Annotated in this window: 17 protein-coding genes and 1 riboswitch; of the genes, 12 read left to right on the top strand and 5 right to left on the bottom strand. The window is 43.4% G+C overall.

Annotation, left to right across the window (positions count from 1 at the left end):
• The first annotated feature begins 42 nt into the window (after nucleotides 1-42).
• The 5 genes from ASD40_RS38810 to ASD40_RS22920 all read left to right on the top strand — a co-directional run bounded on the left by ASD40_RS38810 (nucleotide 43) and on the right by ASD40_RS22920 (nucleotide 11,357).
• Nucleotides 43-3,447, top strand: coding sequence for an OmpL47-type beta-barrel domain-containing protein (locus ASD40_RS38810; RefSeq protein WP_057305479.1), 3,405 nt, complete (start codon nucleotides 43-45; stop codon nucleotides 3,445-3,447).
• 132 nt (nucleotides 3,448-3,579) lie between these two features.
• Complete coding sequence (locus ASD40_RS22935; protein WP_057305478.1) at nucleotides 3,580-4,530, top strand: aldo/keto reductase family protein; 951 nt, start codon at nucleotides 3,580-3,582, stop codon at nucleotides 4,528-4,530.
• Between the two features lie 29 nt (nucleotides 4,531-4,559).
• Nucleotides 4,560-6,350 carry an alpha-L-fucosidase gene (locus ASD40_RS22930; RefSeq protein ID WP_057305477.1) on the top strand — a complete coding sequence of 597 codons (1,791 nt, stop codon included), beginning with the start codon at nucleotides 4,560-4,562 and terminating at the stop codon, nucleotides 6,348-6,350.
• Between the two features lie 51 nt (nucleotides 6,351-6,401).
• Complete coding sequence (gene bglB, locus ASD40_RS22925) at nucleotides 6,402-7,478, top strand: beta-galactosidase BglB (protein ID WP_057305476.1); 1,077 nt, start codon at nucleotides 6,402-6,404, stop codon at nucleotides 7,476-7,478.
• A gap of 222 nt (nucleotides 7,479-7,700) precedes the next feature.
• Entirely contained in the window at nucleotides 7,701-11,357 is a 3,657-nt protein-coding gene (locus ASD40_RS22920) for an S-layer homology domain-containing protein (RefSeq protein WP_156390159.1), read from the top strand.
• 110 nt (nucleotides 11,358-11,467) lie between these two features.
• On the opposite strand, the gene ASD40_RS22915 is transcribed toward ASD40_RS22920, so the two are convergent.
• Nucleotides 11,468-12,181, bottom strand: coding sequence for an SDR family oxidoreductase (locus tag ASD40_RS22915; protein WP_057305474.1), 714 nt, complete (start codon nucleotides 12,179-12,181; stop codon nucleotides 11,468-11,470).
• A gap of 26 nt (nucleotides 12,182-12,207) precedes the next feature.
• A complete protein-coding gene (locus ASD40_RS22910; RefSeq protein ID WP_057305473.1) occupies nucleotides 12,208-12,759 on the bottom strand; it encodes an NAD(P)H-dependent oxidoreductase in 552 nt (183 codons plus the stop codon).
• 206 nt (nucleotides 12,760-12,965) lie between these two features.
• On the opposite strand from ASD40_RS22910, the gene ASD40_RS22905 reads away from it, so the two are divergent.
• Nucleotides 12,966-13,304 carry a winged helix-turn-helix transcriptional regulator gene (locus tag ASD40_RS22905; RefSeq protein ID WP_057305472.1) on the top strand — a complete coding sequence of 113 codons (339 nt, stop codon included), beginning with the start codon at nucleotides 12,966-12,968 and terminating at the stop codon, nucleotides 13,302-13,304.
• A 619-nt stretch (nucleotides 13,305-13,923) separates the two neighbouring features.
• On the opposite strand, the gene ASD40_RS22900 is transcribed toward ASD40_RS22905, so the two are convergent.
• The 3 genes from ASD40_RS22900 to ASD40_RS22890 all read right to left on the bottom strand — a co-directional run bounded on the left by ASD40_RS22900 (nucleotide 13,924) and on the right by ASD40_RS22890 (nucleotide 15,836).
• Nucleotides 13,924-14,169, bottom strand: coding sequence for a hypothetical protein (locus ASD40_RS22900; RefSeq protein WP_057305471.1), 246 nt, complete (start codon nucleotides 14,167-14,169; stop codon nucleotides 13,924-13,926).
• Nucleotides 14,156-14,920, bottom strand: a complete 765-nt coding sequence (locus ASD40_RS22895) for a ParA family protein (protein ID WP_057305470.1) — start codon at nucleotides 14,918-14,920, stop codon at nucleotides 14,156-14,158. Before ASD40_RS22895 ends, ASD40_RS22900 begins: the two co-directional genes overlap by 14 nt.
• A 553-nt stretch (nucleotides 14,921-15,473) precedes the next feature.
• On the bottom strand, nucleotides 15,474-15,836 hold the full coding sequence (locus ASD40_RS22890; RefSeq protein ID WP_057305469.1) for a response regulator: 363 nt from the start codon (nucleotides 15,834-15,836) through the stop codon (nucleotides 15,474-15,476).
• Between the two features lie 129 nt (nucleotides 15,837-15,965).
• Nucleotides 15,966-16,054: riboswitch (cyclic di-GMP riboswitch) on the bottom strand.
• A 327-nt stretch (nucleotides 16,055-16,381) separates the two neighbouring features.
• Here ASD40_RS22890 and ASD40_RS22885 point away from each other — a divergent pair.
• The 6 genes from ASD40_RS22885 to ASD40_RS22860 all read left to right on the top strand — a co-directional run bounded on the left by ASD40_RS22885 (nucleotide 16,382) and on the right by ASD40_RS22860 (nucleotide 21,816).
• Nucleotides 16,382-16,729, top strand: coding sequence for a hypothetical protein (locus ASD40_RS22885; RefSeq protein WP_057306268.1), 348 nt, complete (start codon nucleotides 16,382-16,384; stop codon nucleotides 16,727-16,729).
• Nucleotides 16,730-16,990: 261 nt separating this feature from the next.
• Entirely contained in the window at nucleotides 16,991-18,094 is a 1,104-nt protein-coding gene (locus ASD40_RS22880; protein WP_442952722.1) for an ABC transporter substrate-binding protein, read from the top strand.
• A gap of 70 nt (nucleotides 18,095-18,164) precedes the next feature.
• Nucleotides 18,165-19,097: a nucleoside hydrolase gene (locus tag ASD40_RS22875; RefSeq protein ID WP_057305467.1), complete on the top strand. Its 933-nt coding sequence runs from the start codon at nucleotides 18,165-18,167 to the stop codon at nucleotides 19,095-19,097.
• 27 nt (nucleotides 19,098-19,124) lie between these two features.
• Nucleotides 19,125-19,946 (top strand): ABC transporter permease, encoded by an 822-nt coding sequence (locus tag ASD40_RS22870; RefSeq protein ID WP_057305466.1) that lies wholly within the window; start codon nucleotides 19,125-19,127, stop codon nucleotides 19,944-19,946.
• Between the two features lie 4 nt (nucleotides 19,947-19,950).
• Nucleotides 19,951-20,739, top strand: a complete 789-nt coding sequence (locus tag ASD40_RS22865) for an ABC transporter permease (RefSeq protein WP_057305465.1) — start codon at nucleotides 19,951-19,953, stop codon at nucleotides 20,737-20,739.
• Between the two features lie 15 nt (nucleotides 20,740-20,754).
• The gene (locus ASD40_RS22860) at nucleotides 20,755-21,816 is read left to right on the top strand and encodes an ABC transporter ATP-binding protein (protein ID WP_057305464.1); all 1,062 of its coding nucleotides are present in this window, start codon (nucleotides 20,755-20,757) and stop codon (nucleotides 21,814-21,816) included.
• Nucleotides 21,817-21,823 lie beyond the last annotated feature (7 nt).

Raw genomic sequence — 21,823 nt, 5'->3', positions numbered from 1 at the left:
TGAGGTATGAAAACGATTGCATGAAATCGAGGAGGGTTCATAATGTTAGCTGCAATTCCTGCAAAAATGACAAAGGGATGGCGCAAACTGGTTATCTCATGCTTGGCGCTCACGCTTATTTGTTCGGGTATTTGGGCTCCCTTAACGCCAAAAGCATCGGCTGCCGCCGGTTCGCCTATGGTGGTTAATAGCTTGGAAGGCCCTGTCACAAGAGAGGAAATTAATTCGTTTAAGCAATATATCTTATCTTCATCTGTCGGTCTGCCAGTGAGTAATATCGGCAATGATTTCGTGTATGGTCCAAGCGGGCAGAACGTTGAGGCCATGGGCTACATGTATGAAATTAGCGGAGATATGGCCATTTTGGACCAGATGATTAAATTCTCTGAGATCATGCTGTCCGCTCGGAATAACCCAGATACCGGCCGTGTGCTATGGAACGGAAAGAGGGAGCTGGCTTGGCCAAACAAGAAAGTAGGCGAAGTGAATAGCGACGGATTGTTGATAGAAGGCTATTCAGGAAGCGAGAACGGTGATGTGATCGGGCACATCGCTTACAGCGCGAAACTGATTATACAGAACAAGTCTTTGTGGAACAAGACAGTTCCATTTGGTGATGGCGCACAATACGGTGAAACGTATTTGCAAAGGGCGAAGAAGTACATTGCTGAGCTTGATAAGTCGATGGATACGTATATGATCCCTAACTTCGTTAAGACGGATACCTTGCGCCAGTATTGGCCGGAAGACCCGCGTTGGAGCACAACGGGAAGTGCAGCTCCTGGTTCAGCGATTCCTTGGAACCAGCAAATGATGATCAATAACGGCTTCATGCGTTTGGCAGAATGCCACGAACTTCTTGCTGACGATCAGCCAAGGGTTGAGTTATACGATAACATTGTTAAAGCTTCGATAGATTGGTTCACGAGTAAACTTGAGCCCTATCAAGTGGCTGGACACGATGTGTATAAATGGTGGTATGTCGCCGACTATTTTGGCAAAGTGGAAGATGCAGATGGCGTTCACGCTGCCAATGACATCATGGGTATGACTCGTGCTTATGACCGAGGAAAATACGGTGTTTCTAAGGATACACTGATCAAGTTATCGAATACGATTCGCTATGTGATTTCTACAGGAAACGGAAATTTTTATTGTAAAGTGGACGGACTCCCAACGAGCTGTACGCTGACCAACCTTTGGAGCGAGTATCTTCACATTTCGCCGTATGATCCGGATCCGGCTGTTTATCGTTTACTGACCAATCCCTATTATATGAGTACGGTGCTCACAAGTCCGATCTATTTTGCCCGTATCATGTGGGCGAAGGACCACACCAGCTGGACACGTGATGTTGATGCAGATCTGTCACCGTCGTGGGATGCAGAAAGCTATTCCAGCAGATCAGGACATTTTACAAGAGAGGTCTGCGACGTTTGCTCCAAAGGTGCTTACATGCAATCACCGGATGATTCGACATCCTTGTTAAGCTATAGCTTGAACGTCACCCATGGGGGGAATGTGTATATGCACATGTTAGGATCCCGCAATGGAGCGGGCCAAAGCAGCTTGAAAGTTTCGTTGGATTCAGGACCAGAAGTTGACCTTCAAACAGCGTCATTGGACTGGGGATGGACGACTGCCGCATATGCCTTCTCGCTGTCAGACGGCCTTCATCAATTAACGATTAGGTCACAGGGAGATGGCGCTCGTCTTGATAAAATTGTTTTGTCCAAAAGTGCCACACCGCCGATCGAATCGCTCATGCCAAAGCTGACGGATATCAAGGTAAATGGTGTGTCTATCGCCAATTTTGCTCCATCGACATATACGTATACGGCAGCAGTGCCGCTAGGTACCAAAGTGATTCCCACAGTCAGCCCAACAAGCACACATATTGTTGAGATTACACAACCTCAGCAAATTTTCGGAACTGCGATCATCACAGTGAAGGACCGACAGGATCCGTACTTGCAGTCCAAGTACGAGGTGCAAATGACGGGGTATCCGATTTACGGTGAAGTACCGGACCGCTTCATTACCTTCCCAATCAAGGGAGTAACGGCTAGCGCAGGCTACCATGCCAGCTTTCCGCCGGCAAATGCCATAGATGGCGATCTTAATACCCGATATGCGGCAAAAGGTGTTACGCATTGGATCCAATTTGATCTTGGCGAGATCAAGCCAATCCGTTCTGCCGTAATTTCCTTCCTGAAAGGGGACGTGGATCGATACAACTTCGATCTGCAAGTATCAGAAGACGGGATCATTTGGAAGAATGTATTCAGTGGAAAAAGCAGCGGAAAAACAGCCGGTTTAGAGATTTTTCAATTCGCGCAGGAGACTGCCAGATATGTGAAGTATAACGGAAAAGGCAATTCCAAGGATACGTGGAACAATATTAATGAAATATATATAGGCAGTGTGTCCACCAACGTTAAGCCTGTAAGCGAAAGCAAAGAGTTGACAACTCCGCAAAATAGCGCTGTGAGCGGGATTTTGTCTGCGAGTGATGCAAACGGTGATCCACTGACTTACACCATCGCGAGCAACGGCACGAAAGGAACGGCAGTGATTACGAATCCGTCCACAGGAGCGTTTACGTATACGCCATCCCTAGGTGCGTTCGGCACAGATACATTTACGTTCATCGTAAACGATGGATATGAGAATTCAGATGTCTCCACAATGACGGTTCGCATATTGGATATAACTCCTCCTATAACGACGGATGATGGGCAGAGCGGTTGGCATAAAGATGCACAAACGATCCATTTATCGGCAGCGGATGAAGCTAGTGGAGTTGCGAAAACCTTTTACAGCCTAAACAGCAGTCCGTTTGCAGAAGGAAATACGGTTCAAATTGATAGCGAGGGCTTGAATGAGCTCAAATACTACAGCATCGATGCTGCAGGCAATCAGGAAACTCAGAAATCTGTAACAATCCAAATAGATAAAACCGGACCTGTCATCACGCCGACTGTATCCATGGCTGTGTATGTGACGGATACAATTCAATTGAACTTCCTGACAACCGATCCTTTAAGCGGTGTCAAAGATACATCGATTAAACTGGATGGCCTAACGGTAGCTGCACCATCCGTGATCGAACCGTTGTCACTATCCATCGGTGACCACGTTGTTGTCGTAATAGCCACGGACAATGTTGGCAATAAAAACGAGCAGTCATTCGTACTTCAAGTAAGAATTGACATCAACCATTTGGACGATGCTTTAACGATTGCCAAGCAAAAAGGTTGGATTAAGAATGAAGGGATATATAAAGCCCTTATGGCATTGGTTAACTTAGTCCAGAAGGCACCGAGCAAAGACGTCAACCATGCATTAAATGCTCTTGAAAATCTGGTTCAAGCGCAAAGAGGGAAATTCATCGACGAGACGACTTCGAAGAAGCTGCTCGAATGGATTTCAGCTTTGAAAACATGATAAAGCGATAAAATGGAAATAGGACCGTCCGGTTATTAGGTTATTAACTGGGCGGTTATAAGTGCGGATAATGAACGGCTGGTTCTGTGATAGTAACATCGAAATATAATGATGATTTTGGAGGATTTTGAGATGCAATATAGACGTTTAGGCCGGAGTGGTTTGAAAGTGAGTGAATTAAGCTTGGGCAGTTGGCTTACCTACGGTGGTGCCGTTGATGCGAAGCAATCCGAGATGATCATTGATAAAGCTTACGAGCTGGGGATCAACCTATTTGACACGGCTAACGTTTATCACCAAGGTGAAGCGGAGCAAGTTGTCGGCAAGGCACTTTCCAAATATCCAAGGGAATCTTACGTTCTTGCAACCAAGGTGTGTATACCTATGGGAGACGGACCCAATGACCGCGGTTTGTCACGCAAGCATATTAAAGAGCAATGCGATGCAAGCTTGAGAAGGCTCGGCGTCGACTATATCGATTTGTACCAATGCCATCGCTACGATGACGAGACACCGCTTGATGAGACGCTTCGCGCTTTGGATGATCTGATTAAACAGGGCAAGGTGTTATATACAGGTGTTAGTATGTGGAAGGCCGAGCAGCTTCTAGATAGCGTTCATTTGGCCAGAGCGTTGAATTTGAATCCAATTATATCTAATCAACCCCAATATCATATGTTCAGGCGAGGCATAGAAAAGGATATAGTTCCATTATGTAAAAGGGAAGGAATCGGTCAAATAGTGTTTTCGCCTTTAGCTCAAGGCGTTCTGACTGGTAAATATAAATCGGGAATGCCTTTACCGACGGATTCACGGGCAGCAGATCCCGCGCAGAATGGAGCAATTGCTAATTTTATGAAAGAAGAGCTATTGATTAAGGTAGAAAAGTTGGGGCACATTGCGACGCGCAATGATTTAAGTATGTCTCAGTTGGCATTGGCATGGATTTTACGCTTGGACAATGTCTCTAGCTGCATTATTGGAGCTTCTCGACCAAAACAGGTGGAAGAAAATATAAAATCATCTGGCGTAAAACTTTCCGCTTTGGATATAAAAGAAATCGAAGACATTTTAAATAGCTAAATCATGTGATGTGAGGAAGGAAGAGGCGAATGTCGACAATGGATCATCTTATGGACAATGCAGAAGCGGATAGTGTGCAACGAACTAGTTTGAAAGTCGAACAGATGGATGAGGACCGTGAAAAGCGGATTGCCTGGTGGCGCGAAGCAAGAGTTGGTCTCTTCATTCACTGGGGGTTGTACTCGCTGCCGGGAGGCGTTTGGAAGGGCGAAACGGTGAATGCTTCTTACGCCGAGCACCTGCAATTAAGAGCTCAAATTCCAATAAAGGAATATGAGCAGATTGCTGATGAGTTCAACCCGGTTCATTTTAACGCAGTAAAGTGGGTTCAGGCTGTGAAGGATGCTGGTTTGAAATATATGATATTCACAGCTAAGCATCATGATGGATTCGCCATGTACGATTCCAAGGTAAGTGATTATAACATTGTTAAGGGATCCCCTTTTGGGCGAGATCCTATTGCGGAATTGGCCGCTGCTTGCCAGAAGGAAGACATTGTTCTTTGCTTATACTACTCCCATGCGATGGATTGGCATCACCCTGATTCCCAAGGAAACACGTTGGATTTCCTGGGCAATATTGGCGCTTATGATCCACTCGAAGCATGGGTGAATGATGTCGACAAATCAACTCGCTATGAGCGGTATTTGCAAGAAAAGGCATATCCCCAAATTGATGAGCTGCTCACTCAGTATGGACCTGTTGGCATCCTTTGGTTTGATTGTGGACATAAAGTTACTGACGAACAGGGCAAGACATTCGTAGATTTGGTCCACGGCTTACAACCAGGCTGCTTGGTGAATCGCCGAGTTCGACGGGAAGGCTTCGGAGATTATGAAAATACCGGTGACAACCAACTTCACGTTCGGACAAAGAGAAGGGACTGGGAGTCGATCGCTACATTAAATCATTCCTGGGGCTATAACAAAACGGACCATCAGTGGAGAAGTCCAAAAGATATCCTGCATGACATGATTAATGTTGTCAGCATGGGCGGGAATTACGTCATCAACGTTGGGCCTACAGGTGAAGGAGAATTCGACCCGAAGTCACTAGAGTTGCTTCAAGTAATCGGTAGTTGGTTGAAACAGAACGGTGAAAGTATTTACGGTACACAAGGCAGTCCGATCGGCAAGATGCCTTGGGGCCGCTGTACGATCAAAGGACATACGTTATATTTACATATTTGGGATTGGCCTGTTCATGGGGAGCTGATGGTACCAGGCTTTCACAATCCTATTCACAGTGCTTATTTGTTGGCGGATTCGGAGAAAACTCACTTAAATCAACAACTGATGAATGCATCCGGGGATATTATTCTTCAACTGCCAGTAGAGGCGCTTGATCCAATATGCACAGTGGTAGCGGTTGAGTTTGAGGGTGATATTGACACTAATCCTCGCCAAGTTTTATTCCCCGGAAGCGTGTCAAACGTTTTCGGTGTTTTTGACGGGGAGCTTTATGGAGAATTTTTGAGATTTGATACAGGGAAAAAGGGTAGAGATAATGTCAGGGACTGGAAGTCTTCCCATGATTATATGTGTTGGAATTTTCGTGTGGCGAGCCCAGGTGCATACCGGGTAACTGCTGTTTATGGAGCAAATGAGCAATCCGCAGGAGGTTCCTATGAAATCTTAGTAGGGCCCGAGAAGCTGGCGGCAACGGTGAATTTTACAGGCAGTGAGTACCAGTTTCAAGCCTATGAGATTGGTCAAATTGAGTTTGCTGATGAAGGCGAATATACAATGACCATCAAGCCCGACACGATATGCGGTAACGTATTGATGAATTTAAAGGAAATTTCGCTCGTTAGTCTTTGAATTGCATTTCACATAATTTAGCATGATTCCAATGAAGGGGTGAACAGGTTTATGACCAAATCAGCGGCAATTGAAAAGTATGAAGCCATTATTACAAAGCTTATTCGACAGATGAAAAATTTAAAGCCGGCATTCCAAGAGAGTGTCGCTATCGGCATTGTTTCTATGGACAATTGGGAGTGGCCCCAAGGAGTAGGACTGTTTGCTTTATATTCGTATTATAAGGAAACAGGTAATTTGGAGATTAGAGACGAGCTTATCGAGTGGTTTGACAAGAGAATTGAGGAAGGGCTGCCTGACAAAAACGTAAATACAATGTGTCCCATGCTGACGTTAAGCTATTTGGCTGAAGAAACGGGAAATCCGGCATACATCGAGCTCTGTAAAGAGTGGGTCACCTATGTGATGGAAGAAATGCCAAGAACGGATGAGGGGGGACTTCAGCACGTAGTCACCAGAAACCTGAACGAAGGCCAATTGTGGGATGATACGCTCTATATGACAGTCTTGTTCGTAGCTAGAATGGGTGTCCTTTTGCATGAAGATAAGTACTTTCAGGAAAGCATTCGTCAGTTCTTAGTGCATCTCAAATATTTAACGGATGTGAAAACAGGATTGTTTTTCCATGGTTGGACGTTTATTGGCCATCATCATTATGCGCAAGCGTTGTGGGCTCGGGGGAATTCTTGGTATACAGCGGGTCTAGTTGATTATCTAGATATTGCCCCATTACCTTCGGGAGTTAGCGAGTTTCTAATCACATCATTAGAAAGACAGGTTAGGACTCTTGCTTCACTCCAGCATGAGAGCGGACTTTGGCATACCTTGTTGGATAAACCGGATTCCTATTTGGAAACTTCAGCCTCGTCAGCCTTTGCATACGGAATTTTAAAAGCAGTTCGGAGAGGCTTTTTGGATGAAAGCTATCGTGCTGTTGGATTGAAAGCATTGGAAGGTGTACTGCACAAAATTGATGATGACGGCATCGTTCATGGGGTTTCGTATGGCACTGGGTTAAAGGATAATCTGGATTATTACCGCAATATCAAGCAATGCCCCATGCCTTATGGTCAATCGATGGCTCTATTGTTAATGGTCGAAGCGTGCAAATTACAAGCGGGCAGCTGAAAGCTGCCTTTTTTTTTCAAAATATCTATGAGACCTTAAGTTTGTTCAATATGAACTTAAATAACTAGTATGATAGCAACTCTCCCATAAACTATGATTTAGCAAAGGGTTTGGAAGGAGGGGGTCACTTTTTAGTAAGCGTTTGCATGTTAAAAGTGGGTTGATAGGAAGCTAGCGTTTTTACCTGTTTTTAGAATCCTACTACTGAATGATGGAGGAAGAATGAAACCAATGGTTATGAAAAAAAAGCTATCATTACTCTTAGTATCTGCAATGGTTTTCTCTATGTTTGCTTCCGTCGATTTTGCGTACGCAGACGCAACTACAACAACAGCCACAACTGCACCGACGACTACGCCAACAGCAACACCAGCAGCTACTCCCGCGGCCACACCGGCAGTTACACCAGCAGCTACACCAGCAGCTACTCCCGCGGCCACACCGGCAGTTACACCAGCAGCTACACCAGCAGCTACACCTAAAGCTACAACTACACCAACGACTACACCGACAGCACCTCCTATGGACACGCAAGCTAAATTTAACGCTTTAAAAGAAAAAGGAATTTTTGAAGGATCAGACGCAGTAGGTTCAGCAGGTCTCGACAAAGACGTGACACGTGCTCAATTAGCCAAAATAATCGTCTTGATGAACGGTTTAAAGGAAGATAAGCCTTCAAGTTCCATTTATAAAGACTTAGCTGCGGCAGATTGGGCGGCTGGATTTATCGGCGCAGCGACAAAAGCAGGCTATATGGAGGGTATCGCAAAGGATCAATTTGATCCGGAGGGTATCGTAACCATTGAACAAATTGCCTCTGTACTTGCACGCGTGTTCAAACTACAAGCCGATGAGGCCGAAACAGCCAAAGTAACTGGAACCGTATCCAGTTGGGCAAAAGGGAATGTTGCTGCTGCGATTACGGCAGGTCTCATTTCGAGCACAACAGATTACACGAAAACAGCTAAGCGCGAGCTGCTTGTCAATTCCGCCTACGCCGCCTATCAATTAGTTCAAGCAGGAGGACCGGCTGTAACCAAAGTATCTGTTGCTGATTTCAAAGTAACAGGGGCCAAAACGCTCTCGGTCAAATTAAACGGTGTTATTGCCGACACCAGCAAGCTAACCGTTTCAATTCTTCGTGGCAGCATTACTGGGTCTGTTGTAACAGGCGCTCAAAAATGGAATACGAACAAGAACGAAGTAACCATTACGTTGGATACGAAGATGACGGAAGGTATTTACACAGTTAAGCTTGAAGCGGTAAAAGATGGTGGATTAACCATTGATAAAGGTACGGCAGAGGTATCTGTAACCAATGAAAAAATCACTGCAATTGAGTTCACGACACCATCTGATACCATCGCGCAAGGTAAAATCAAATTGACCTTTAAAGCAACGAATCAGTACAAAGAAGTATCAGATATTAGTGCGGCCATATTCAGCATCTATACGAGTCCGGATGGAGACACAGTTCCAGCTGGTGACTCACAGTCTTTGACTGTTGATGTCACACATGCTGTTTACGCCAACAAATTGCGTAAAGATTCGCAGTTGACTGTTAACATCGTTGCGCCGGATTATTCCGTACAAACAAGCAAGGTCTTTACGGTCGGTGATCCGCAAACAGTTAGCAAAGTTGAATTGGGCGACATCGTGTATGTCAACGGCAAAACAAAATTAGAAGCGGGTGATATGGTAACCGTGCCCTACAAAGCATTTGACCAATATGGCTATCAAATCACGGATCTCGACGTATTGAAGAAAAATGCAAGCGCATACTCCACAGCAGCAGGAGTGATTGATACAGCTGCAACGGCTCCTCCTCAAGGATTTGGTTTTATTGCTGAAGAAACAGGGGACGGAATTCCAGATTTGAAGGTGAAAGCTGTCTCTAACTTTGGTCAGCTTAACGTTCAAGATGTTACGCTTTCCGTATCGGGCTTTGGATCTTCCGGACAAACCGCTACCAAAGTCTTGAAAATAGGAGCTTCCAAAGCGCCATATGATATAAGCATAGGCAACTTCCCGAATACCGTTGCTGTTGGAGATGATGATTTTTATTTGCCAATCGTTGTCAAAGACCAAGGCGGGAACATTCTAAGTACAGATGATGTCATAGAGAATGCCGACCAGATCAGTGTTTACGGATTTGCTAACGGCAGCGCCACAATTGGAGCCAAGGATGCTTTTGGCAAACTAATTGGCGGTATCGAGAAGAGTGGTGCAAATAGAGGTACAATTCGTATTTCCGATCTAAAAACGTTAACGGATCAAAATAAAGGGCCATTAACAGTTAAAGCATCGATCATTACTAGCGGAAAAACGGCATCTAATACCACAAATATTGTTACTAAACGTTATCCGAAGACCGTTTACCTTTCGGTTGTACCGAAGCCGAAAATGCTGCCTTCTCTTGAAATGGTGAATGGAAGAACGGATAATGCTTTTAGATTCAAGTTCAAAGATCAATACAATGAAGATTTTGATCGCGATTACCGGGGCTACTCGATGAAAGTGAGCTTAGCCAAAGCATCCGGTACTGTAACCGATGCCGTGTATATTGTCAGGGGAGTTAATACAATTGATGCTGCCAACCCTACTTTCATTGTGAAAGGTGTGGATGGTACAGCTGATGGATATAACTCGGGGGACACCAAATCAAATTATGATTTCGGCTATTTCCGTGATAGAGATCTTTTCTTCACTGCGAGAGTTGGCGATAACAATGAAGGAACCTATCAAGTTACAGCTCAGTTGTTTAAAGGGGATCAGGCAGCTGTTGCAGCAGGAACGGCTTCCTTAATGTCAACAGCCATTGGTTCTACTCAGCTTATTAAAGGTAGAGAGGCGAATAATTTAGTTTATACACTCACTCCATTTGCCAATGGTATCTATGCGGTTGATAAGATTAAGGATACGCTGAAAGGCGCAGAAAGTAATACCATCACTACGACAAGTTCTACTGTGACCTCTAGCATATACTCTACAGAAGGTGTTTCATTAGAAAACTATTTCTCCGGCAAAATCACACTAACTGCTAAGGATGCGAGCGGCAACGTAGTACAATTGCCTAATAACACGGTTCAGACGCTTAATTCTATGACAACATCCAACACGGTAGCTTCATCCATTGTGATTAAGCCGAAGCAAGATGGACAAAATGGAACTTTATCTGACGGTTATGGTATTCGCGGAAAAGATGTGGGGACAACAAGTATTTCTGTTGTGTTTAAACCATCCAATTACGTTGGAAGTAAGGTTGCATTCCTTGATAATATTGCCATTAAAGATGATCCGTTAACAGTTAGCTCGTTGACAGCCACCTATAACGGCAAAGCAAAAATCATATGGATGTCTGCTCTCAAGAGTGGAATTACCGTTTGGTCGGGTAATGATGGCGGCAAATTGAACCAAAAACAAACGTTCAGCAACATTACGCTACTGGATCAGTACGGTAACAACGGCTTTAAAAATAGTTCCGTATTCCGTGTTGCTCCTGTATTCGGTATTCAATTTTTCATAAGCAATGTCAAGTGGGCAAATGATAATATTGTACCGAATTCAGGTTATCTCAATGTTGAGTACAACGCTACCGGCGTAAACAGCGTAAACGGGAAATCTAATGCTGTTACTTCCGCGCCAGCTGGTACTGATCCAACCGACTGGGTATTCTCAACAGTCGCGAATTTTGATAAAGATAATAAACCTATAGATCCAGTAGTTAAACTTACTCGCGGAGACGCCAAATACGTCTACGTACCAGCTAAATCCGCTATTGACGGATCACCTGTAGAAGTTTCTTCATTTACGGTAACCATGATTACAGCAAGCGGCAAATCAATCTCAGTTGATGTTTACCCAGATCCAACGAAGTAATCACTCAGTGACTGGAACAAGTATTTTGCAATAAAAAAGGCAGGTTGCGTCAAGCAATCTGCCTTTTTTTATTTATCATTCCCAAGAAAAGCATCAGCTTCATTGTATCCTTAAGTCAAAATATGTCCACCCTCAACGTGAAGAACCGTTCCGGTCACGAAACCGTTTTGGATCAAGTAAAGTACGCTTTGCGCGACATCTTCCGCTGTGCCCACTCGTTTCACAGGGAGTTTGTTCGCAACCGTTGCATAGAAATCATTACGCGCTTCTTCAGTCATTTTACTGCGTGAAGGCGTATCAATAATACCGGGTGAAATGATATTCACTCGAATGGGAGCAAGCTCCAGCGCCAAGGTTTGGCCTAGGTTTGCCACTGCTGCATTGACTGCGCCGAGTGTAGCAGAACCAATCATGGCTTTGTAGGCAACGACGCCTGAGAATAAGGTGATTGAACCGTTCGATGAAATTTTCGGTGCTCCGTATTTAGCGGCATAGTATTGGCCCCAGAATTTGTTTTCGAACAACTTCCGGGCTTGGACTGTATCCGTTTGGAGGAATGACCCGCCAGATGTTTCCGCTGCACTCACTACAAGATGATCGAACTGGCCGACGGTTTCAAAGAAAGATTGAACTTGTTGTTCTTGTGTCGTATCCAGCGTGTAAGCCGCAGCTCGAGATCCCAACTCCACTTTTGCTTTTTGCAATTTATCTTCGGAACGGCTGGCAATGATCACATCTGCTCCAAGCGCTATGACTTGTTTAGCTGTTTCCAAACCAATTCCAGAACTTCCACCGATTATCACTACTTTTTGATTTTGCAACATGGTTATTCCTCCTGATTTTGTGTGTATTAAAAATTCAATACCTCTTTTAGATGTACATCAAGTTCGGATACAAATTTATCAACGTTCGGATTTTTGACGACATCATAACAAGCGAAGCTCTTTAGAGGCTGCATTCCGAGAAATTCCTGTACGCGATGCAAGTGACTTATTGCTTCTTCTAAGTTATTCCCTTTAAAAAACTGAGTTGGATCGTTAAATGCTTGTTTAGGAGCATTCCAAGTCGTCGAAAACATATATTTTTTGCCGGTTAATAATCCGCCACTCCCGTATTGATCGGCACCCTTGAAAAATAATCCGTAAGCATAGACTTCGTCCATATATGTTTTAAATAACCCAGGAACACTGAACCAGTAGATGGGTGTTTGGTAAATGATAATATCAGCCCAGAGAAATTTTTGTTGTTCTGCTTCGATTGAATATCCGTTTTGAATAATGGTTGTTTGGATAGTGTTCTTTTCTTCTAGCAATCTCACCATGCTATCCATCAAAGTTTGATTCAGTTTCCCAGATGATGAACCATATTGCTGGTGACCATTAATAATCAGTATGTTTTTCATCTTCACTCTTCTCCTCCATAGGTTCTCAATTGCTTAACCAAGATATTTCAATTCTTTATAGGAATTAAACAATTGGTTCTTCGCTATTATAGATGCAGTTAATTCATTTAGGGAAGTAGTGATATTAATTTCATATAATTTCCGAAAAGTTACTTTTGTGATATGATGGGGTAAATCATAAGAATTTTTTTATGGAGGATATTTATATGAATGCTATTGAACCGATCGTACTGAGCAAAGGAACACCAGGCGTGCCTTGTCCCATTGCCAAAACACTTGACGTGATTGGGACTAAATGGACCTTTTTAATCATTCGGGACCTTCTTATCGAAGGTACACTGCGATTCAGCGACTTGTTGAAATCAATGGATGGCATTAGTCCAAAAACGCTCTCGCTCCGTCTTAAGGTACTAGAGGAACACGGGGTATTGGAAAGGAAAGTGTTTCCCGAAGTTCCCCCTCGTGTTGAATATACGTTAACGGAAAAAGGAAAGAGATTGGAACGTATTTTTGTTGAATTGAAGAGATTTGGATTAAATTTGTAAAAGAGACTGTTTCAAATGTAAATAAATTCACTTAGGTGCACAGAAAACAAAAAAATGAGAAGGCAGGGTATGCCTTCTCATTTTTTTGTTTTCTTCGACTCCAAAGGAAAGTCACCCGAACTTTATTTAGCGGAACGTCGATCCGTTATTTCAGGAAATCTGCGCTTGAAATCAAATAAGAGGAACGTGAGTGCGTTATTTGATCAAAATGAATGATCCGGAGGCAAAAAACAGCGAAATAACGCATCGACGTTCCTCTTCCTCATGATTTATGGGGGTTTTCGTCCAAATAGCACATCGACGTTCCCCCTCAGCAAATTCTGGTTTTCATAGCCTATTACAGTAAAGGGTAAAAAGGCATAACATCCCAAAATAGCTTTGGAACAGCCCATTTTTTAGGATTCCACCAATCTTATTTTTCCCTATTTAATATCATAATAGAAAATATTTAAGTCAGAATAAATTATTATTAGGGTACGGAAGTAGATGGTATCGAGGATAACTAGATTTTATCCTGATTGTCTTTGTGACAGCAAGTATCATAGGGTAAATTGGTCAATGATTATCAGTCCGATATCTGGTATCGGGCAGACTTTAAAATGAACGAATCCCCACTGGCCTACTCGACCGGTGGGTTATTTTTATGTCTTCGCATATACTCTTTCACGGCCTCTACCACAACATCAACCATCTTCTTATTCTGTTTCGCGGCGAATATCTTTAGCTCAGTATGGAATTGATCATCGAAATCAAAAGTTGCTTTTTTCTTATTTACAGGTTTCTGTATACCTGTATTTACAGTTTCCTGTATTTCTTGACTCCGCCGTTTTCCTAATAACTGCTCAATCGCATCACGCTTGGACACGTTGCTCCAGCTCCTCGACAAAATTTCTATAATTCCTTAGTGCCGATGTATCCGAATTACTGTATTCCTGTATTCCTGTAATAGAAAACTCCTTGATTCTATTTCTTCGCTTTATTTCCGCTCGAAACACAACTTCCTCGTATTCTCTCCTTACCCTATCAATGATTGTTTTATCAATGATTGTTCTAGAATCGATCATTGTTGGCAATATGCCGCATAAAACAAGGTCCAGCTTTTTAACCTCTTTGATGTGAATCATTGTTGCGATGTACCTGTCCAGCGCGTCATAACACATTGGTTCGCATTGTAGCATGACGATTGCATAGTCGGAAGCCACTAAACCATTAATCGTGTGCTCTCCGAGATTTGGAGGTAAATCAATAAGTATGTAGTCGTATCTGGCCTTTACTTTATGTAGTGTATCTCTCAAAATGGTCGAACTCATTGAAGGATTTTGATGGATAAGCAGGGGCAGAGTTGCAAGCATTTCATCAGCCGGAATGAAGTGAAGGTTGTAGGTTAATTTGCGGATGTAGGGGGTGGGATTCATGTTTTTACACGCCTCAAAAATAGTCATTTTGGAGTAATCGTGTATATCTCGTTGAGTAAGAAACTGTGTCAAATTGCCTTGGCTATCGAAGTCCACACAGAGAACCTTGTACTTCTTAGAGAGAAGATACCCCGTAATGGCCGTGGTTGTCGTTTTACCAACACCGCCTTTTTGATTACCGATTGAAATAATGGCTCCCATAACCCATTCCTCCTTATTTCTGTAAACCTTTATTCCTGTATATAGTTCTACAATAGATCTATTTAAAAGGGGGTCATGCACGGTCAAGTTGAGAGTGTATTCAGCAATCATAGCGCCAGGAATTTCTCTTTCAAATCAATTTTCTGTATATGTATCCATAAGGTCAAATTTCGCCAAAATATTTTTTCTAACGAATTCTGCAACAAATCGTCAAATTCGCTGTCATGCACAACAAATTCCAACGAATTCTGAAACAACAAAAACGGAGCCATGCGATTAGCGGGCTCCGTTTTCTAATTAATTATGGAATATCACAAAGGAGAAATGAACGAATCGATAGAAGGAAATTGTTTGAATTCTATATAGGACCTCAACAAAACTACGAATGTACATAATCACGGCTAAAATAAGTGATTACTCTTTCTTTAGATCGTAAATGCATGGGAAATTCCGCCTAACTGTTTCAGTTTTGTGATTTGCTAAGGTTTTTTTCTAATGTGTGGGTCTGAAAAGTGGAATGGGGAGGCATTCAGGTGGAGAGCTTTGTGGGCATTCACGTATTCAGAACCTTTTTTACAGCTTCTGCTACCCTCTCTTTATCAAAAGGCTTCACAATAAAATCTCTTGCGCCAAGGGTAATGGCTTCAATAACAAAGGATTGTTGCCCCATTGCTGATACCATTATTATCTTTGAATCGTTGTTGTAACGTTTAATTTCCTTTAATGCAGTAATTCCATCCATCTCGGGCATTGTTATATCCAACGTAATCATGTCAGGTGAATGCTGTAAAAAAAGAGAGATTGCCTCAAGTCCATTCGATGCTTCGGCTACAATTTCATGCCCTAATTCTAAGAGGATGTTCTTAATCATCAATCGCATAAAGATAGAATCATCTACAACCATTAGTCTGGCCATTTTAATTATCACCTTTCAGAGGGACTTTCTACCTAGCTATTTACTGTAATAGATGGCTACCATAATTCGTTACATAATGAAAACTCCCCTTATTAGAAGAATAAGGGGAGTTGTAGATTTGTCCCTTCCTTCGGTAACTGGCAAGCATAGCGAAGTATTTCGCCTTAGCTCCTTTAGCTTTGCGTCACTAATTTTCATTAGTTTTGCTCTTATCGTATAGCAGAAGAATTACTATTCATTTATTAAATTATAGCACTCTTTTTACTAGGAATAAAGTACTAGTATTAAAGTTGTGCCTTAAGCAGCCCTTGATTGTGTTAACCAAGTTAGATTTATACTGCTCGAGATTTTTTTACGTGTATTCGTCACTAATATCAAGCAAAATTTGTAAGACATTCGGGAAATTGGATCATTTAGATGTGATGTAGGTAAATAATGCCCGATTTCAGTGAGAAAGACGAACGATTCTCTTGATTAATTCTGAAATCCTATGTATTATTAAGTTAGATTTACAAGGGTTGATAATTGATCTTGAAGGTGATTCCATGCCACAACTAGATTCTAATGAATACAAGAAGAAGCTGTGTCACCTCTATAACGAAATCTCCAAAGAGTTGTTCGGGTTTGGCACAACACTGCTGAAGGTTTCCATTGATCAGAACATTATTACTTTTCATGCCAAGCATCGCCGTTCTCCGCGTTCAACCGCATTGGAAGGCGAGGCGCCAACGCTCAAACACGAAGTCGATTTTTATATGTCCTCTATATACAAGAAGAGAATCCGTGACAGGCTTGAGCAAGAACTTGGCTTATCCATGGATGCGGTGTTAAGGGACTATGATCCGCCGACGCAATGGGCAATAACGAACATTATTCTTAAACAAACCGAATAGTTTTGTCGCGGTGTTCTCTTTTGATTTATCTTAAGAGGAAACCACATGTATACCAATAGATGTCACTTTACGTTGTTTACAATGAAGAGTGCTCTTGATTAGAAGCTTCTTTCTATCAAGGGTACTTTTCTTTTTTTTGTATAGCTGGATTTACGGCGAAACGCGCATATATCTGAGGTCTTGAAAGAATACTAGTAAAAATTTAACAGGGGATTCACGCATTAAAATCATACATGATAAAACTTGGGAGGACGATGAATGATGAGACAAAAAATGGTACGCGGTTTAATTTCTTTATCTGTAGTAGGACTAGCCTTAACAGGTTGCGGCACAGCGAAGGACCAGGGCAATACAAGTGGAGCTACAACAGCACCCACAGCAGCTGCCACAGCGGCATCTAAAGGGGAACCTACAACTTTAATCATTTCCACCTGGGGTTTTGCGGATGATTTCTTTAAGAAAGAAGTGTACGCGCCATTTGAGAAAGAGCATAATGCTAAGATCGTTCTTGAAATAGGCAATAACGCAGAACGTTTGAACAAAGTGAAACAAGGCAGTTCGAGTGTGGATCTCATTTATTTATCCGATTATTACGCACAACAAGGCATTGAAGCGGGACTTTTCGATAAGATCGACCGCAGTCGTATTCCGAATTTGAAAGACATCTATGATTTGGCCAAGGCGCCTCTGGGCGAAGATTACGGTCCAGCCTACACAGTAGGTCGACTGGGTATTGCCTACAATCCGAAAGCAACCACCAAAGAGATCAAGTCATGGAGCGACCTCTGGAGTCCTGAGCTTTCCAAGAAGCTGACACTTCCTAACATCACATCAACAACAGGTCCAATGGTCTTGGATGCAGCATCTGTTGTCGCTGGTAACACGACGTTTAATGAGGATCAAGCTTTCGCAAAGGTTAAGGAAGTGAATAAAGGAGTCGTTAAATACTACGGCCAAACCTCCGAATTCGTTAACATGTTCTCGCAAGGTGAAATTGCAGCGGGGCCTATCATGGAAATGTATGTGAAGGATTTGAAAGCGGCTGTGCCAGAAACGAAGTTCGTCTCCCCGCAAGAAGGGGCTTACGCGGTTATGAACACGGTCAACGTGATTAAAGGAAGTAAGAATAAGCAGCTGGCTGAAGATTTCATCAACTGGCATTTGAGCAAGGAAGTACAGGAGAAATCAGCGAAAGCGAAAGTAGATTCACCTGTAAACACGACACTTCAGCTATCGCCTGAAGAAGCTACGGGGATTACCTATGGCGCTGACGTCGTAAGTAAACTTCGTAAATTGGATATGAAATTCGTCAATCAGAATCTTAAAGCATGGATTGCCCGTTGGAACAAGGAAGTTGCTCAATAATTAAAATCAATCAAGGGTATATGCGGATATACCCTTGATTTCTTCAATAGGACTTAAAGGGGGCTTAGTCATGAAAAAGAAGGTCATCTTAGATGTAGACACGGGTGTGGATGATGCGCTAGGTATTCTGTTGGCCGTCCGCAGCGGAGAGATGGATGTGCTCGGAATTACTACCGTGAATGGTAACGTTTCTCTGGACCAAGCGACCAAGAATACATGTAAGATCCTCCAACTGCTTGGGATGGAAGATAAGATTCCTGTCGTTAAAGGGGCAGACAAGCCTTTGATGCGAGCTTCTCACTTTGAGCATCATGTCCACGGCAATGACGGGCTTGGCGGCGCTTTAAGCGATATGCCGGTTCATATGCAGACGACTGCTGGACATGCTTCCGATTTTATCGTGGATCAAGTGCGGAGTCACGTCGGAGAAGTCACTTTAGTCATGACAGCTCCGTTAACGAATCTGGCTTTGGCGGTTATGAAGCATCCTGATTTGATTCATCAAGTCAAGGAAGTGATTGTGATGGGGGGCGTCGTTCAAGGCTTCGGCAATGTAACGCCCACGGCGGAGTACAATATGTATGTCGATCCGGAAGCCGCGAAAATCGTTTTCCAGGCGGGTTTTCCATCCTTAACCCTTGTAGGGTTGGATGTGACGCGTAAAGCGCTGCTGACCGATGAACATATCCGTGAGCTCGGAGATTCTCCCATAGCTAGCTATGTTCAGGAAAGCACCGCGAATTATATGAAGCGATATTATGAACGTAACGGAGTTCGGGCCTGTGCGCTTCATGATCCGCTTGCAGTCGGAGTGGCTCTGAATAAACAGTTGGTCAAGACACGCCATTATTACGTTGATGTCGAAACCCGCAGCGAGCTGTGTGACGGACAAACCGTATGCGATTTCCAGAACCGCTTATCCAAAGAGGCTAATGTTCATGTGTGTACGGAGGTATCGGCTGACGAATTCCTCCAGCTTTTTATAAACGTGCTGCGTGCCTAGCGAACCCAGGAACAGGAGTAAAGCTACATGAAAAAAAAGTTCTTATTCTTATTATTGCTACCGGGACTACTGTTCCTGATGATTTTCATGGTGGTACCGATCCTTCTCACGATAGGTTCAACCTTTTTCGATAAAGGGACATTTACGCTTGGAGGGTACTTAAATTTCTTTAAAGACCCTTATTTTCTCAAAATCGTATGGACGACGCTGCGTGTCAGCTTGGTAACTACCCTATTTTGCATCTTGCTTGGATTTCCGGTGGCTTACTTTATCTCCAAACAGAGTCCGAGACAAAAAGCGGTCTTACTGGCCTTAGCTATTTTCCCGCTGCTTACGAGCTCGGTTGTCAGGTCGTTCAGCTGGATGATTATTTTAGGTAAAAAAGGGCTGCTCAATAATGCCTTGATGGCCATTGGTATCATCCAAGAGCCACTCGATATTTTGTATACGCCAGCTGCGATGATGATTGGCCTGCTCCATTTATTTCTTCCGCTCATCATTATTACGTTGGTCGGTGTTCTTGAGAATATAGATCCGGATCTGATCAAAGCGGCGGAGAGCTTGGGAGCTAGCCGATTTACGGCTTTCGTCAAGGTCATCGTGCCGCTTAGTGTACCCGGATTAATTATAGGCAGTATCCTTGTTTTTGTCGGAAGCTTGACAGCTTATACGACACCGGCTTTGCTCGGAGGCAAGCAGCGGGTCATATCCACATTCCTCTATCAGAATGCGATTACTCTGAACGATTGGTATCTCGCCTCTGTCATTGCCGTGATTATGATCGTGATCACTTTCGTGGTTATTGCGCTTATGAACAAACTGGCTACTAAATTAAATCCGAAGGGGTAGAAGTATGCGGGAGAAGAATCGAGGACTGGCCTTATTTACACTACTTGTCTATATATTCTTGCTCGGGCCGCTCGTCATTATTGCATTTGCTTCATTTGAGCCAGGGAGTGTATTGAAATTCCCACCGACAGGATTCTCATTGAAATGGTATCGCAACATTTTGGAAGTCAAGATGTTCATGACGACCGCGGGTACCTCTGTTATCGTATCGATGATCGGTAATTTGTTTGCATTGCTGCTTGGTATCCCAGCGGCTTATGCGTTAAGCCGGTTTGAGTTTAAGGGCAAAGGGGCACTTAATGCAATTTTTATTTCCCCCGTGCTTATTCCAGGTATCGTGCTTGGATTTACGATGCTTAAGTACCTTATCGTCACCTATCACCTGCCGATCTATGCAGCTTTGCTGATTGGACATACCGTGATTATGCTTCCTTTTATTATCCGCGTCATTGCATCAAGTTTATCGAATTTTGATTTCGCTATTGAGGAAGCTGCGTTAAGTCTTGGCGCCGGTCAGCTTAAAACCTTTTTCAAAGTAGTCCTACCGAACATCAAATCCGGTATTATTGCAGCCATTCTTATTGCATTTTTAGAATCATTTAATAATGTCGACATTTCGGTCTTTATGACGGGTCCTGGAGTCAGTACACTGCCAATACAGATGCTGACATATGTGGAGAATCATTTTGACCCTACAATTGCCGCTATTTCTGTCTTACTCATGCTCTTCACTGCCGTACTTATGTTCATCATTGAACGGTTGATGGGTTTATCCTATTTCACCAAACGATAACGGAGGCTTTCATCCATGGCATTGCTATCACTGGAAAATATTTCGGTTGCCTATGACCAGCAATATATTCTGCAGGACTTCAACCTAAGTGTTGAAAAAGGAAGTCTGATTTCGCTGCTCGGTCCAAGTGGATGCGGGAAAACGACGACTTTGCGGCTAATCGCGGGATTTATAGAGGCAAGGGCGGGCAAATTTTCACTAAACGGAAAAGATTATACGCACGTTCCCGTCAACAAACGAAACTTCGGATTCGTGTTTCAGAGCTATGCTTTGTTTCCACACTTATCCATTTATGATAATGTAGCATTCGGTCTGCGCCTTCGGAAAGTGAGCGGGGCAGAGATCGATCGGCGGGTCAGGAACATCCTTGATATCGTAAGCTTGTCCGGCTTCGAAAAGCGCTTTCCGAAGGAGCTCTCAGGCGGCCAAAGACAGCGGGTCGCTATTGCTCGGGCGCTTGTGATCGAGCCGGAACTGCTGCTCTTCGACGAACCGCTAAGCAACTTGGACGCTAATCTGCGCATTAACATGCGGGTCGAGATCCGCCGCATCCAGCAGGAGCTTGGTATTACTACGGTCTACGTATCGCATGATCAGGAAGAGTGCTTCTCTATCTCCGATCAAGTTGCGATTATGAATAAAGGCATCATTGAACAGCTTGGCGCACCAGCGGCGATATTTAAATATCCAAAAACGGAGTTTGTGGCTCGGTTTATTGGCTTTACGAATTTTATTACTTTCGATTCAAGGTTTGCTGGAAACGAAGAGATTGCATTAAAGGTGAAAGACTATATGTTCGCCGTTACGAAGCATGCCAGCAAAGGAGAGCAGCTGGGTATGCAAGGGGCTATTCGTCCGGATGATGTAGTGATTGGAATGCCTGATGAAATAGAGGCAGGAGCGAATCGATTGACAGGTCGTGTCAAGGTCAGCACCTTCCTCGGAAGAAGCTATCAATACGTTGTCGAGACGGAGCTGGGAAATTTCACAGTGAATAAAGAAATGGAGCTTCCTTACCTGAATGGTCAGGAGGTCCGGCTTCTTTTTCCTAGCGAGAAATTAGTTCTAGTTGAGTAATGTACTT

It is taken from the genome of Paenibacillus sp. Root444D2, from assembly GCF_001426375.1.
Lineage (GTDB): Bacteria > Bacillota > Bacilli > Paenibacillales > NBRC-103111 > Paenibacillus_E.
This window is presented reverse-complemented; position numbering and strand designations above follow the sequence as displayed.

What these genes read in the sequence shown, in the direction of transcription:
- ASD40_RS38810 (WP_057305479.1), top strand. Translation starts at nt 43, where the DNA reads ATGTTAGCTGCAATTCCTGCAAAAATGACAAAGGGATGGCGCAAACTG.
- ASD40_RS22935 (WP_057305478.1), top strand. Translation starts at nt 3,580, where the DNA reads ATGCAATATAGACGTTTAGGCCGGAGTGGTTTGAAAGTGAGTGAATTA.
- ASD40_RS22930 (WP_057305477.1), top strand. Translation starts at nt 4,560, where the DNA reads ATGTCGACAATGGATCATCTTATGGACAATGCAGAAGCGGATAGTGTG.
- bglB (WP_057305476.1), top strand. Translation starts at nt 6,402, where the DNA reads ATGACCAAATCAGCGGCAATTGAAAAGTATGAAGCCATTATTACAAAG.
- ASD40_RS22920 (WP_156390159.1), top strand. Translation starts at nt 7,701, where the DNA reads ATGAAACCAATGGTTATGAAAAAAAAGCTATCATTACTCTTAGTATCT.
- ASD40_RS22915 (WP_057305474.1), bottom strand. Translation starts at nt 12,181, where the DNA reads ATGTTGCAAAATCAAAAAGTAGTGATAATCGGTGGAAGTTCTGGAATT.
- ASD40_RS22910 (WP_057305473.1), bottom strand. Translation starts at nt 12,759, where the DNA reads ATGAAAAACATACTGATTATTAATGGTCACCAGCAATATGGTTCATCA.
- ASD40_RS22905 (WP_057305472.1), top strand. Translation starts at nt 12,966, where the DNA reads ATGAATGCTATTGAACCGATCGTACTGAGCAAAGGAACACCAGGCGTG.
- ASD40_RS22895 (WP_057305470.1), bottom strand. Translation starts at nt 14,920, where the DNA reads ATGGGAGCCATTATTTCAATCGGTAATCAAAAAGGCGGTGTTGGTAAA.
- ASD40_RS22890 (WP_057305469.1), bottom strand. Translation starts at nt 15,836, where the DNA reads ATGGCCAGACTAATGGTTGTAGATGATTCTATCTTTATGCGATTGATG.
- ASD40_RS22885 (WP_057306268.1), top strand. Translation starts at nt 16,382, where the DNA reads ATGCCACAACTAGATTCTAATGAATACAAGAAGAAGCTGTGTCACCTC.
- ASD40_RS22880 (WP_442952722.1), top strand. Translation starts at nt 16,991, where the DNA reads ATGAGACAAAAAATGGTACGCGGTTTAATTTCTTTATCTGTAGTAGGA.
- ASD40_RS22875 (WP_057305467.1), top strand. Translation starts at nt 18,165, where the DNA reads ATGAAAAAGAAGGTCATCTTAGATGTAGACACGGGTGTGGATGATGCG.
- ASD40_RS22870 (WP_057305466.1), top strand. Translation starts at nt 19,125, where the DNA reads ATGAAAAAAAAGTTCTTATTCTTATTATTGCTACCGGGACTACTGTTC.
- ASD40_RS22865 (WP_057305465.1), top strand. Translation starts at nt 19,951, where the DNA reads ATGCGGGAGAAGAATCGAGGACTGGCCTTATTTACACTACTTGTCTAT.
- ASD40_RS22860 (WP_057305464.1), top strand. Translation starts at nt 20,755, where the DNA reads ATGGCATTGCTATCACTGGAAAATATTTCGGTTGCCTATGACCAGCAA.